This window comes from Streptomyces sp. NBC_01591 (assembly GCF_035918155.1).
Lineage (GTDB): Bacteria > Actinomycetota > Actinomycetes > Streptomycetales > Streptomycetaceae > Streptomyces.
The window spans coordinates 3,619,956-3,632,488 of record NZ_CP109327.1 but is presented as its reverse complement, the minus strand read 5'-3'; the positions used below and the strand labels follow the sequence as shown (position 1 = coordinate 3,632,488).

General features: G+C 71.9%; 11 protein-coding genes and 1 tRNA gene. 4 read left to right on the top strand and 8 right to left on the bottom strand.

Translation table 11 applies throughout. The features are described 5' to 3' along the window. Positions 1-13 precede the first annotated feature (13 nt). From OG978_RS16800 to OG978_RS16775, 6 genes are all read right to left on the bottom strand, one after another. On the bottom strand, positions 14-484 hold the full coding sequence (locus OG978_RS16800) for a hypothetical protein (protein ID WP_326766007.1): 471 nt from the start codon (positions 482-484) through the stop codon (positions 14-16). 112 nt (positions 485-596) lie between these two features. Then, positions 597-1,190 (bottom strand): aminoacyl-tRNA hydrolase, encoded by a 594-nt coding sequence (gene pth, locus OG978_RS16795; protein WP_326766006.1) that lies wholly within the window; start codon positions 1,188-1,190, stop codon positions 597-599. A 114-nt stretch (positions 1,191-1,304) separates the two neighbouring features. Next, the gene (locus OG978_RS16790; RefSeq protein WP_326766005.1) at positions 1,305-1,883 is read right to left on the bottom strand and encodes a 50S ribosomal protein L25/general stress protein Ctc; all 579 of its coding nucleotides are present in this window, start codon (positions 1,881-1,883) and stop codon (positions 1,305-1,307) included. Positions 1,884-2,074: 191 nt separating this feature from the next. Then, entirely contained in the window at positions 2,075-3,049 is a 975-nt protein-coding gene (locus OG978_RS16785) for a ribose-phosphate diphosphokinase (RefSeq protein ID WP_326766004.1), read from the bottom strand. A gap of 120 nt (positions 3,050-3,169) precedes the next feature. Further along, complete coding sequence (glmU, locus tag OG978_RS16780; RefSeq protein WP_326766003.1) at positions 3,170-4,618, bottom strand: bifunctional UDP-N-acetylglucosamine diphosphorylase/glucosamine-1-phosphate N-acetyltransferase GlmU; 1,449 nt, start codon at positions 4,616-4,618, stop codon at positions 3,170-3,172. A gap of 109 nt (positions 4,619-4,727) precedes the next feature. After that, a tRNA-Gln gene (locus OG978_RS16775) sits at positions 4,728-4,798 on the bottom strand. A 161-nt stretch (positions 4,799-4,959) separates the two neighbouring features. On the opposite strand from OG978_RS16775, the gene OG978_RS16770 reads away from it, so the two are divergent. Next, positions 4,960-6,273 carry a sensor histidine kinase gene (locus tag OG978_RS16770; protein ID WP_326766002.1) on the top strand — a complete coding sequence of 438 codons (1,314 nt, stop codon included), beginning with the start codon at positions 4,960-4,962 and terminating at the stop codon, positions 6,271-6,273. Between the two features lie 74 nt (positions 6,274-6,347). Here OG978_RS16770 and OG978_RS16765 read toward each other — a convergent pair whose 3' ends face one another. Together OG978_RS16765 and OG978_RS16760 are read right to left on the bottom strand one after the other, a co-directional pair. Continuing rightward, a complete protein-coding gene (locus OG978_RS16765) occupies positions 6,348-6,881 on the bottom strand; it encodes an SUKH-3 domain-containing protein (RefSeq protein ID WP_326766001.1) in 534 nt (177 codons plus the stop codon). A gap of 10 nt (positions 6,882-6,891) precedes the next feature. After that, on the bottom strand, positions 6,892-7,416 hold the full coding sequence (locus OG978_RS16760; RefSeq protein WP_326766000.1) for a YwqJ-related putative deaminase: 525 nt from the start codon (positions 7,414-7,416) through the stop codon (positions 6,892-6,894). A gap of 314 nt (positions 7,417-7,730) precedes the next feature. Here OG978_RS16760 and OG978_RS16755 point away from each other — a divergent pair, with 314 nt between their 5' ends. From OG978_RS16755 to OG978_RS16745, 3 genes are all read left to right on the top strand, one after another. After that, positions 7,731-8,708, top strand: coding sequence for an SMI1/KNR4 family protein (locus tag OG978_RS16755; RefSeq protein WP_326765999.1), 978 nt, complete (start codon positions 7,731-7,733; stop codon positions 8,706-8,708). Positions 8,709-8,713: 5 nt separating this feature from the next. Continuing rightward, entirely contained in the window at positions 8,714-11,377 is a 2,664-nt protein-coding gene (locus OG978_RS16750) for an SUKH-4 family immunity protein (RefSeq protein WP_326765998.1), read from the top strand. A gap of 196 nt (positions 11,378-11,573) precedes the next feature. After that, a complete protein-coding gene (locus OG978_RS16745; protein ID WP_326765997.1) occupies positions 11,574-12,467 on the top strand; it encodes a cellulose-binding protein in 894 nt (297 codons plus the stop codon). Positions 12,468-12,533: the final 66 nt, after the last annotated feature.

Below are 12,533 nucleotides of genomic sequence, written 5' to 3'. Positions count from 1 at the left end.
GCCGCGGCCCTGCTCACAGCGCGATGAACGTCGCCACGAGCAGGGCCGCACCCGCGATCCCGGTACCCCAACCGATCCGGGACAGCCGCAGACCACCGCCGATCACCAGACCCGCCAGCAACAGCGCACCGCCCAGCGGCACCCAGGCATGCAGAAAACCCGGCGTCCCGGTACGCACCACAGCGTCCGAACCCGGCTTGATCACGACGGGGAACCGGTCACCCCGCCTCGCCGCCACGGACTTGTCGATCGTCACCCGGCTACGCGCGGAAGCCTGCCCCGACGGCGCGAACGGACCCGTACAGACATCGGCGCCACAACCCGTCACGGTCATCGTGCCGTGCTCACGGCCCTTGGCCAGAACTATGTGGTGTGCCTCGTCCCAGGAGGACAGCACACCCGCCACCAGCAGCAACAGGACAACACAGCCCATGGCGGTGTTGCGGGCATAGACCAGGGCGCGGTTGGAGGAGCTCCGCTTCATGGGGAGCGATCCTTGGGCAGACCGGCACCACCGGTCAACTCGTGGCCGGAAATCGCCGGGGTACCGGCGGGAATGTCAGAGATGTACGCGCCACCCGCCGTTGCCGCGGGCGTCAGGAGTTGTACGCGCTCTGCGCGCGCTCCAGACCCTCCGCGAGCAGACACTCCACCGAGTCCGCCGCCCGGTCCACCATGTACCCGAGCTCCTTGCGCTCGGTGGACGAGAAGTCCTTCAGCACGAAATCGGCGACCTGCATCCGCCCCGGAGGCCGCCCGATCCCGAACCGGATCCGGTGATAGTCCGCACCCATCGACTTGGTCATCGACTTGAGCCCGTTGTGCCCGTTGTCGCCGCCGCCCAGCTTCAGCCGGAGCGTCCCGTAGTCGATGTCCAGCTCGTCGTGGATCGCCACGATGTGGTCCGTCGGCACCTTGTAGAAGTCGCGCAGCGCGGTGACGGGGCCGCCCGAGAGGTTCATGTACGACATCGGCTTGGCCAAAATCACCCGCCGGTTCGCCGGCCCGGGAGGACCCATGCGGCCCTCCACGACCTGCGCCTGCGCCTTCTGCGCCCGCTTGAACTTCCCGCCGATCCGCTCGGCCAGGAGATCGGCCACCATGAAGCCGACATTGTGCCGGTTCGCCGCGTACTCGGGACCGGGGTTGCCGAGGCCCACGATGAGCCAGGGGTCGGTGGCATCGGACATCTCTGCTCGGTCTCCTCGCGTGCGACGGCTGGTTGCGCTGATTACAGGGAAACGGGGCGGCGGGTCCCCGAACAAGGAACCGCCGCCCCGTCAGTCAAGCAGTGCGGACGAGGCTCAGGCCTCGGCGCCCTCGCCCTCGGCGGCCGGCTCCTCGGCCTGCGCGGCGACGACCTGCAGCACGACGGCGTCCTCGTCACCGGCGAGCACGGAGCCCTTCGGCAGCGGGATGTCCTTGGCGAGAACGGACGCACCGGCGTCCAGGCCCGCGACGGAGACCGTGACGGACTCGGGGATGTGGGTGGCCTCGGCCTCGACGAGCAGGGTGTTCTGCACGTACTCCAGGAGGTTGCCGCCCGGGGCCAGGTCGCCCTCGACGTGCACGGCGATCTCGACGTTGACCTTCTCGCCGCGCTTGACGGTCAGCAGGTCGACGTGCTCGATGTCGCCCTTGAGCGGGTTGCGCTGCACGGCCTTCGGGATGACCAGCGCGTCCTTGCCGTCGATCTCCAGGCCGATCAGGACGTTGGCGGTCTTGAGCGCCATCATCAGCTCGTGGCCCGGCAGGGTGACGTGGACCGGCTCGGCACCGTGGCCGTAGACGACCGCGGGAACCAGGTTGGCGCGGCGGGTGCGACGGGCGGCGCCCTTGCCGAACTCGGTACGGACCTGGGCGGCGAGCTTGACCTCAGCCATGACTGCACTCCTCGTAAGGTGACGAAAATCGGACGGTCACCCGGCCCACGACAGGCCTGCTACGAAGAGCGCGTCGATAACGGACCGCCGTACATATGAGTACGGCCTCCCTCGCCGAGCAACTCGCTGAGTCTACCCGGCGGGGAGGCCGCCCCCAAAGTGGATCTTCGGAACCGCTGTTCCCGCTGTTCCTACTGCTCCTCGAAGAGGCTGGTGACCGAACCGTCCTCGAAGACCTCACGCACCGCGCGCGCGATCGTCGGCGCGATCGAGAGCACCGTGATCTTGTCGAGCTCCAGCTCGCCCGGGGTCGGCAGGGTGTCCGTGAAGACGAACTCGCTGACCTTGGAGTTCTTCAGCCGGTCCGCGGCCGGACCCGAGAGCACACCGTGCGTTGCCGTCACTATGACGTCCTCGGCACCGTGCGCGAACAGGGCGTCGGCGGCGGCGCAGATGGTGCCACCGGTGTCGATCATGTCGTCGACCAGGACACAGACCCGGCCCTTCACATTGCCGACGACCTCGTGGACCGTCACCTGGTTGGCGACGTCCTTGTCACGGCGCTTGTGCACGATCGCGAGCGGGGCGTCGAGACGGTCGCACCAGCGGTCGGCGACCCGCACCCGGCCGGCGTCCGGGGAGACGATCGTCAGCTTCGTACGGTCGACCTTGGCGCCGACGTAGTCGGCCAGGATCGGCAGCGCGAACAGGTGGTCCACCGGGCCGTCGAAGAAGCCCTGGATCTGGTCCGTGTGCAGATCGACGGTGAGGATGCGGTCCGCACCCGCCGTCTTCATCAGATCGGCGACCAGACGGGCCGAGATCGGCTCGCGGCCGCGGTGCTTCTTGTCCTGGCGGGCGTAACCGTAGAACGGCACGATCACCGTGATGGAGCGGGCCGACGCGCGCTTCAGCGCGTCCAGCATGATGAGCTGCTCCATGATCCACTTGTTGATCGGAGCGGTGTGGCTCTGGATCAGGAAGCAGTCGGCGCCGCGAGCCGATTCCTGGAAGCGGACGTAGATCTCACCATTGGCGAAATCGAAGGCCTTCGTCGGCACGAGGCCGACACCCAGCTGGTGCGCAACCTCCTCGGCCAGCTCGGGGTGGGCGCGGCCGGAGAAGAACATCAGTTTCTTCTCGCCGGTCGTCTTGATCCCGGTCACAGCACAGTCTCCTCAGACGTGTTCCTGGCGCTGCGCGCATGTGTCCCGATGCGCAACGAGCCAGCCGAAATGGGGTGAGCATCTATCACGGTACGCCGTGCGCGGCGTACCTGTTTCCGGTCAGCTTTCGCCGTCGCGCTCCGATGCGGCGGCCTGAGCTGCCTGCGCGGCGCCGCTTCCCGGACGCTTGCGGGCCACCCAGCCCTCGATATTCCTTTGCTGGCCGCGGGCGACGGCCAGCGAGCCGGGCGGTACGTCCTTGGTGATGACCGAGCCGGCCGCGGTGTAGGCGCCGTCCCCGACCGTGACGGGCGCCACAAACATATTGTCCGAGCCGGTACGGCAGTGGGAGCCGATCGTGGTGTGGTGCTTGGCCACCCCGTCGTAGTTCACGAAGACGCTGGCGGCACCGATGTTGGTGTGGTCGCCGATCGTCGCGTCGCCGACGTAGCTCAGGTGCGGGACCTTGGTGCCCTCGCCGATCGTGGCGTTCTTCATCTCCACGTACGTGCCGGCCTTGGCCTTCGTGCCGAGCCTGGTGCCGGGCCGCAGATAGGCGTACGGACCCACCGTCGCGCCCTCGCCGACCTCGGCCCGGTCCGCGACCGTGTTGTCCACGCGCGCGCCCGCGCGGACGACGGTGTCGGTGAGCCGGGTGTTGGGGCCGACCTCGGCGTCCTCGCCGAGGTGCGTGGTGCCGAGCAGCTGGGTGCCCGGGTGCACGATCGCGTCCCGCTCGTAGGTGACGGTGGCGTCGATCGTCGTGGACGCCGGGTCCACGACGGTCACGCCGGCCAGCATGGCGCGCTCCAGCAGCCGCTGGTTCAGCAGCCGCCGGGCCTCGGCCAGCTGGACCCGGTTGTTGATGCCCAGGATCTCGCGGTGGTCCCCGGCGACCGATGCGCCGACCCGGTGCCCGGCCTCGCGCAGGATGGAGAGGACGTCGGTGAGGTACTCCTCGCCCTGGCTGTTGTCGGTGCGGACCTTGCCGAGGGCGTCGGTGAGCAGCCGGCCGTCGAAGGCGAAGACCCCGGAGTTGATCTCCCGGATCTCGCGCTGGGCGTCGGTGGCGTCCTTGTGCTCGACGATCTCGGTGACCGCGCCGTCGGCCGGGTCGCGGACGATGCGGCCGTAGCCGGTGGAGTCCGGGACCTCGGCGGTCAGCACGGTGACGGCGTTGGAGTCGGCCGTGTGGGTGGCGGCGAGCGCGAGGAGCGTCTCGCCGGAGAGCAGCGGGGTGTCGCCGCAGACGACGATCACGGTGCCGTCGACGGTGCCGCCCAGCTCGTCGAGACCGACGCGCACGGCGTTGCCGGTGCCCTTCTGCTGGGCCTGGTGGGCGGTCCGCAGCCGGTCGTCGACGGCGGTGAGATGCGCGGTGACCTGCTCGCTCCCGTGGCCGACGACCACGACGAGGTGCTCGGGGTCCAGCTCTCGGGAGGCGGCGACGACATGTCCGACGAGCGAGCGCCCGGAGATCTCGTGCAGGACCTTGGGGGTCTTCGACTTCATGCGGGTGCCCTCACCCGCTGCGAGGACGACGACGGCTGCCGGGCGTTCGGAGCTCACAGAAATGCCCTTCGGCTTCGGGTGGTGGACACCCGAAGGATACCGGGGCACTGGTGAGCGGACATGGGTGAGGGCCCCGACCGCGCTGGTCGGGGCCCTCTCACCGAAGCTCCCCTGCCAGGATTCGAACCCGGACAAATGGCACCAAAAGCCACTGTGCTGCCGTTACACCACAGGGGACAGCAAAGTCGATCGACTGGACATACCGTCAGGCCGTCGACCGGGCAGACAACACTATGCCGTAACACCGGCCCCGGACGCGACGGGTCACGGCGCCCCGATCCGCACCCGGTGTCCAGGTCGCCCGAAAATGAGGTGCGCCCGCCCGTAGGCTGGACGGCATGACCGCAACGGGGGCAGACCGGGAAGCGGCGGGATCGACCACCCGCGGCTACTGGTGGTGGGAGCGGCGGCGCAGTGTCGCCCTGGATGTGGGGCTCGGGCTCCTGTCGGCGCTGGAATGCGCATTGGAAGGGGTGGAGTTCGCCGGGGACACCGGGCTGCCGGTGCCGTTGGGCGTGGTGTTCGGGCTGCTCGCGGGGGCGGTTCTGGTGGTGCGGCGGCGCTGGCCGATCGCCGTGGTGCTGGTGTCGATCGCGACGACGCCCGCCGAGATGGGCTTCCTGATGGGCCTGGTCGGCCTCTACACGCTGGCCGCCTCCGACGTGCCGCGAAGGATCACCGCGGTGCTGACGGGGATGTCCTTCATGGGGTCGTTCATCGTCATGTACGTACGGCTGCGGCAGAGCGTCGCGGAGCAGGACGACTTCGGGCCCGGTGACTGGTACGTACCGCTGATCTCCCTCTTCATGTCGCTCGGGCTCACCGCGCCGCCCGTGCTGTTCGGCCTCTACATAGGGGCCCGGCGGCGGCTGATGGAGAGCCTGCGGGAGCGGGCGGACTCGCTGGAGCGGGAGCTGTCGCTGCTCGCCGACCGGGCCGAGGAGCGGGCGGAGTGGGCGCGTACGGAGGAGCGGCACCGGATCGCCCGCGAGATGCATGACGTGGTTGCCCACCGGGTCAGTCTGATGGTGGTGCATGCCGCCGCGCTCCAGGCCGTCGCGCCGAAGGATCCGGCGAAGGCGGTGCGGAACGCGGCGCTGGTCGGTGACATGGGCAGGCAGGCGCTGACGGAGTTGCGGGAGATGCTCGGGGTGCTGCGGGCGGGGGAGTCGGTGACGGCCCGGCCGGCCTCGGTGCCGCTCGCCTCGGTCGGTCAGGCGGCGGCGGCCGCCGCGGCTGCAGCGACGGAGGACGGGCCGCGGCTGCGTGAGGTGGAGACCCTGGTGGGGGAGTCCAGGGCGGCGGGGATGACGGTGGAGCTGTCGGTGGACGGTGAGGCGCGCACGTATCCGCCCGAGGTCGAGCAGACGGCGTACCGGGTGGTGCAGGAGGCCCTGACGAACGTCCACAAGCATGCGGCGGGCGCGAAGACCTGGGTGCGGCTGGCGCACCGGGACGCGGAGGTCGCGATGCAGGTGGAGAACGGTCCGTCGGACGCGGCCACGGCGGACGCGGGGCTGCCGAGCGGGGGCAATGGCCTGGTCGGTATGCGGGAGCGGGTGCTGGGGCTCGGCGGCGTCTTCGTCTCGGGTCCGACGGACGCGGGTGGCTTCCGGGTGTCGGCGGTGCTGCCGGCTCAGGGGCCCGCCTGATCCGGAGAGGCTGGTGGTGGTGTCGGCCCGGGCCCGCCTGATCCGTGGAGGGACCAGCGGGGCGGCGCGCGGGTTCAGTCCGAGACGAGGCGGTCCGGCTGGATGCCCGTGACGAGGGTCGCCAGTGCCTGGTCGATGTCCGGGCCGAGGTACCAGTCGCCGGTGTGGTCGATGCTGTAGACGCGGCCCTCGGTGTCGATCGCCAGGACCGCCTGCCCGTCCCCTTCCTCGCCCAGCGGGCTGACCTCGGTCTCCAGTGCCCGGCCGAGGTCGCCGAGGGTGCGGGCGAGGTGGAGTCCGCTCAGCGGGTCGATGCGCACGGGGGCGGGTGCGATCTGGCGGCCCGGTGCGGATGCGGTGATGTGGAGTCCGCCGAATTCGGCCCAGGCCTCCACGGCTGCGGGGAAGACCGCGTGCTGATGGCCGGCGGGCGAGGTGTGCGAGCGCAGTGCGTCGGCCCATTCCTCTGCCTGCCGGATGTCCCAGCGGCCCGGCTGCCAGCCCGCGGCGCGCAGGGCGGCGTCGACGGCGACGGGGAAGCGGGTGGAGGAGTGCCGGTCGCGGCCCGCGGGGCCCGCCTGTTCGGGTAGGTCGGTTCGGTCGTGCATCGGCGTGCGGTCAGCCCTTCTCGGCGGTGGTTGCCGCCCCGGTGGTCGTGAGGTCGACGGGACGTACGCCGAAGTGGGCGAGCATCGCCGTGCAGGAGCGGCAGGGCGGCGCGTAGCTGCCGTGCATGGGGTCGCCGTCCTCGCGGATGCGTCGCGTGGTGAGCCGTGAGTGCTTGAGGGCGCGCCGGGCTTCGCCGTTGGTCAGCGGCTTGCGCTGGGCGCGCTTGGAGCGGGTGGATTCCGCGGCGGTGAGTTGCCGGGAGAGCAGTATCGCTTCGGGGCAGCGGCCGGTGAAGCGTTCGCGCCGGCTGCTGGGGAGGGTGTCGAGGAAGTCCTGGACGAGCGGGTGCAGCACGGGGGGCTGGTCGCCCTTGCCCGCGGTGCAGGTGAGCGTCTCGCCGCGTACGGACAGTGCCGCCGCGACTGCGGGCAGGATGCCGTCGCGGCGGTGGTGCAGGCGGGGTGTGCGGCCGGCGTCGGTGCTGCTCCAGCTGAGGCGCGGATCCCCGGATGTGACTGATTGTGCGGTGTGCATGGCGCTTTCCCTCCCGTGCCCGCAGCGGTAGCTGCGCGGTGTGCACGCCCCCGAGTTGCGGTGACAGCCTGCCAAATGTCCCGGCTGGTGGGGAAGCTGGGGCGGTGAAACGTGTATCCGTGTCGCCGGACCGTGGCGGGAGCTTCGCTCGTCCGTCACGCCGTTGTGACGGTTCGTGACGGATGCGGAGGGGGAGGCGTAGGACAGGTCACATGGGCGAGACCCGCCCTTGCGCCACCGCATAGGCTGTGCCCGGACCGTCCCCCTCGGGCAGGCCGGTCCTCACCAGCCAGACGCAGCAGGGGGCAACCGCCATGACGACAGGTCGGCTCGGGCAGCAAGCCGCGCCACCGAACGCGGCCTACGCCGGGCAGCTCGTGCATTTCCCGGATCCGGTCCGGGCGTCCCGCCATCCCGGTGGTGTGCGTATGGACGAGAACGGCAGCCCGGACTTCGCGCCGTACGCGCGCGCCGCCGCCGAGATCGCCGAGCCGCCGCAGGGCTTCGGGGTCGACGAGCTGCGGCTCACCGATTACGTCTCGGCCAACGCGGCGCTGGCGGCGAGCGGTCATGAGCTGTGGGACACGATCCCGGCGGTCGCCACTCCGCACGGCTGGACCTGGCACCACGTGCCCGGTGGCCGGCGCATGGAGTTGGTCCCGGTCGAGGTGAAGGCGCTGCTGAGGCATCACGGCGGCCTGGCCGGCACGGCGGTCGACCACAACAAGCGGGGGACCCGCCCGTTGCAGGAGACCCGGCCCGCGCACTTCCGGCTGCCGAAGGGCGCCGTGGCGGTGAGCGAGGCGCAGGTGCTGGGTGTCGAGGAGGACCTCGGCTATCGGCTGCCGGGTGCCTACCGCTCGTTCCTGAAGGCGGCGGGCGGTTCGGCGCCGGTCGGTGCGGCGCTCGACGCGGAGCTGGGGCTGCTGGTCGACCAGCCGTTCTTCACGGTGCGCGAGCAGGCTGCCGCGAACGACCTGGTGTACATGAACAAGTGCCTGCGTGATCACCTCACCAAGGACTTCCTGGGTGTCGGTTTCGTCCAGGGCGGCATCGTCGCGGTGAAGGTGAAGGGCAACGGCCTCGGCTCGGTCTGGTTCTGTGCGTACGACGACGCCCGGGACCAGGACGGCTGGAACGTGCAGGAGCGGGTGGACCGGCTGCTGCTGCCGTGCGGCGGTGACTTCGACGCCTTCCTGCAGCGTTTGGCGGGCAACCCGCCGGAGCTGGAGACCGTGGCGAACCTGATGGTGGACGGCGGCTTCGCGCGGGCCGTCCCGGTGGAGGGGTGAGCGCGATGGTGACCTTTGCGCAGGCGCAGGAGCGCGCGGACGAGTGGATCAACGGCGACGTGCCCGCGTACCAGCACCGTGAGGTGCGGGTACGGGAGTTCGAGCTGGGCTTCGTGGTGTGGGGCGAGGACCGAGCCGAGGGCCCGGTCTCGGACGGTGGCAAGCAGCGGCTGGTGATCGCCAGGGACAGCGGTGAGGCCACGCTGTGGCCGGGTCTGCCGGTGGGCGAGGTGATCCGGCGGTACGAGGAGGAGTACGGCGCGCAGGCGACGCCCGCGGCCGCTCCGGAGCCGCCACAGCGCATCGACCTCAATCAGACGTCGTTCCTGTTGAGCCCCCCGGAGTGGCTCCAGGAAGCGGCCGACAAGCTGGGCATCCCGGACCGCCGGGAGGGCCAGGACCGGGACCAGGACGCGGCGCCTCCGGCCGCTCCGGCGTCCCCGGCCCCGCCGGTCGCTCCGGCTCCGTCCGTCACCCCGCCGCCCGCCGTCCCGGCCGCGCCGGTCGGTCAGGCGTCGCCGGGTTCGCACGGCGGGCAGGTCGCGTACGAGCCCACGGCCAACGACGGTGTCCCGGTATCCCCGCCGAACGTGCCCGCCGGGTCCACTCCCTGGGCCGGTACGGACACGAACGCGGGCTCCGACGACGGGGCGGTGCCGCTGCCGGCCACGGTGTTCGCGCCGCCGCTCTCGGGTGCCGACGACGACGGCACTCCGCCGCCGGTGGTGCCGGCCGATGCGCCGACCGCCCTGATGTCGGGCGGCAGCCAGCTGCCCCGGACCGCGGTCGTGCCGGGTCTGTCCCCGCAGGGGGGTGTCCCGGGCGCTCCGGGTGCGGGTGCTCCGGGCCAGGGTGCTCCGGGCCCGGGTGCCGGTGACATCGCCGATGCGGCCACGAGCAAGGCCGTCGTGCCGCCGCGTGGTGCGCGTGGTGGCGGTCCGTCGACCCCGCCGCCGCCCGGTGCCCCCGGAACCCCGGGCGCCAGGCCGGGTGCGCCGGTGCCGCCGCCCTCGGGACCGGGTGCGCCCGGTGCTCCGGCGGGCGGGTACCTGCCGACCCAGCTCGCCCCTCAGGTGGGTCCGCCCGGTGCTCCTGGTGCGTCCCAGCCGCCTGCGCCTCCGGGTCCGCCCGGTGCTCCGGTGCCGCCTCCGCCGCCTGGTTCGACGCCTCCGCCGGGTGGTGGTGTGCATCATGCGGCGACGATGCTGGCCGATCCGAGCATGGGTGGCCCCGGTGGGATTCGGCCGCCTGGTCCTCCCGGCCCGCCTGGTGCCCCTGGTGCTCCTGGTGCGTCCCAGCCGCCTGCGCCTCCGGGTCCGCCCGGTGCTCCGGTGCCGCCTCCGCCGGGTGGTGGTGTGCATCATGCGGCGACGATGCTGGCCGATCCGAGCATGGGTGGCCCCGGTGGGATTCGGCCGCCTGGTCCTCCCGGCCCGCCTGGTGCTCCCGGTGCTCCCGGTGCTCCGGTGCCGCCTCCGCCGCCTGGTTCGACGCCTCCGCCGGGTGGTGGCGTGCACCATGCCGCGACGATGCTCGCCGACCCGAGCATGGCCGGCCCCGGTGCGCCGCAGCCGCCCGGTCCTCCCGGTCCTCCCGGTCCTCCCGGAGTGCCGCAGGGCGCCCCCGGCCCCGTACCGCCGAATCCGCACACCCCACCGCCTCCGGCGTATGGGTATCCGCAGGCGCCGACCGGTCAGCCGACCGTCGGACCCGGCTACCAGGCCGTGCTGCGCTACCGCGCGCCCGACGGCAGCGAGCAGCAGCTGATCCGGCGCTCGGCGCCCGGCACCCCGCACCCCGAGTGGCAGATGCTGCACGAGCTGCGGGCGATGAACGTGCCGCCGCAGCAGGTCATCGAGCTGCACACCGAGCTGGAGTCCTGCGAGCTGCCCGGTGGCTACTGCGCGCGGATGATCCGTGAGACCTGGCCGCAGGTACGGATCACCAGCGTCGCTCCGTACGGCACCGATCACGCCAGCCGTCAGCAGGGCATGCAGCATCTGCTCACCCACCAGGGCGAGTTGCACCAGGTGGCGGACGGGCCGGCCCGTCCGGCGCCGGTACGGGCCCCGCTGCCGCAGATGCCGCCCGCGATGGCGGCGCCGCCGGAGGCCATCGCGGACGAGCTGCTGCAGACCTTCGGGCCGCAGGGCATCTGCCGCTTCGATCAGCGCGCGGTCTCCCGCCAGGGTGTGCCCGAGGCCGTGGCGCGCACGCTGGTGTGGGCGGGGCTGCCCGCCGACTTCGGGCCGTTCTTCTGGGCGCAGCCGGGTCAGCCGGTGGTGCCGACGCTGGCCGAGCTCGCCGCGCAGCGCCAGGTGCAGGCCGCCCCCGACGCGGGGTCGTATCTCGTCATGGGGTCCGACTTCGGGCGGGCGATCTGCGTCCAGTACGGGACCGCGAACATCGTGGCCGTGCCGGTCGAGGCGGGGCCGGGCGGTCAGTCGGTGGCGCCGCAGTTCGTGAACACCGGGCTGCCGGAGTTCCAGCGCTCGATGGCGCTGCTCGGCCGGATGTGGCGGCTGCGCTTCGGGCTCAACCCGGAGCAGGCGGGTCGCTGGACGGTCGACTTCCAGGCCCAGCTGGTGGCGCTGGACGCGGCGGCGCTGGCGTCGCCGGAGAGCTGGTGGTCCGTGCTGCTCGAGCAGATGTGGGACGGGTTGATCTGACCCGGCGGTTTCCGCGGACGGCGCCCGGCTCCCGAGAGGGGGCCGGGCGCCGTGCTGTGCGCTGCGTGTTGTCTGTGTTGCTTGTGATGCCTGTCGCTTCCGTCCGGAATGCAGCTGATCGATTCCGACTTCTGTGTCAATTGCCGCATCCTTGACGTATTGCTGGTGGTCGGAGAGTCGGAAAGAGGCTTCAAGGATGAGTTCTGCACCGGTGTCCGCGCATGGCTTCGTCGGCGTACGCGGACGTGGCTACCGTCCGGAGCAGGTGGACCGCGCGGTGGCCGGTCTTTCGGCGGAGCGGGACGAGGCGCTGGACGAGGTGTCCCGGCTGACCGCGCTGGTGGAGGAGCTGTCGGCGGAGTCGGTCCGGCTGGGCGAGGTCGTCGCCACGCTCGCCCCGCAGAACTACGAATCGCTGGGTGAGCGCGCCCAGCAGATCCTGGCGCTCGCCGAGGGCGAGGCGGAGTCCGTACGGGGCGCCGCCCAGGAGGAGGCGCAGGCGCTGCGGGACGCGTCGGAGGAGGCGGGCCGCGGGCTCCGTGCCTCGGCGCGGGCGGACGCCGAGGCGATGCGGGCAGGGGCTGTGAAGTACGCCGACGAGACGCTGTCGACGGCGCGGGGCACCGCCGACGGGACCGTTGCCGAGGCCCGCGAGGAGGCCGCGGAGGTCCGGGAGCGGGCGGAGTCCATGATGGCCGAGACGGGCCGCCGTACCGAGAGCGTTCTCGCGCACCAGGAGCAGGAGCACTCCGAGCGGTGGCAGGCGGCCGAGCGTGAACTGGCCGAGGCCGAGGCCGCGCAGTCGGCGCACCACGACGAGCTCACCGAGCAGGCGGAGGCCCGCCTGGCCGAGGCGCGGCGGGCGCTGGCGGAGACGGAGGAGGCCGCCCGGCACGGTCAGGAGGACGCCGAGGCGCAGGCCGCGGAGCTGATCGCGGCGGCCAGGGTCCGTGAGGAGCGGGTGGTCCGGGAGACGGAGCGGATCGTGCGGGAGCACGACGAGGGGCGCGACGAGGTGCAGGCGCACATGGCGCACGTACGGAATTCGCTCGCGGCGCTCACCGGGCGGGTGACACCGGCGGAGGACTGAGCCCGCTGTTCCTCCCCGACCCCGGAGCCCGCCCCCGGAGCCCGGCTCAGAAGCCCGGCTCAGAAG

Coding starts and splice junctions, on each gene's coding strand:
- OG978_RS16800 (WP_326766007.1), bottom strand. CDS start 484: ATGAAGCGGAGCTCCTCCAACCGCGCCCTGGTCTATGCCCGCAACACC.
- pth (WP_326766006.1), bottom strand. CDS start 1,190: ATGTCCGATGCCACCGACCCCTGGCTCATCGTGGGCCTCGGCAACCCC.
- OG978_RS16790 (WP_326766005.1), bottom strand. CDS start 1,883: ATGGCTGAGGTCAAGCTCGCCGCCCAGGTCCGTACCGAGTTCGGCAAG.
- OG978_RS16770 (WP_326766002.1), top strand. CDS start 4,960: ATGACCGCAACGGGGGCAGACCGGGAAGCGGCGGGATCGACCACCCGC.
- OG978_RS16765 (WP_326766001.1), bottom strand. CDS start 6,881: ATGCACGACCGAACCGACCTACCCGAACAGGCGGGCCCCGCGGGCCGC.
- OG978_RS16760 (WP_326766000.1), bottom strand. CDS start 7,416: ATGCACACCGCACAATCAGTCACATCCGGGGATCCGCGCCTCAGCTGG.
- OG978_RS16755 (WP_326765999.1), top strand. CDS start 7,731: ATGACGACAGGTCGGCTCGGGCAGCAAGCCGCGCCACCGAACGCGGCC.
- OG978_RS16750 (WP_326765998.1), top strand. CDS start 8,714: ATGGTGACCTTTGCGCAGGCGCAGGAGCGCGCGGACGAGTGGATCAAC.
- OG978_RS16745 (WP_326765997.1), top strand. CDS start 11,574: ATGAGTTCTGCACCGGTGTCCGCGCATGGCTTCGTCGGCGTACGCGGA.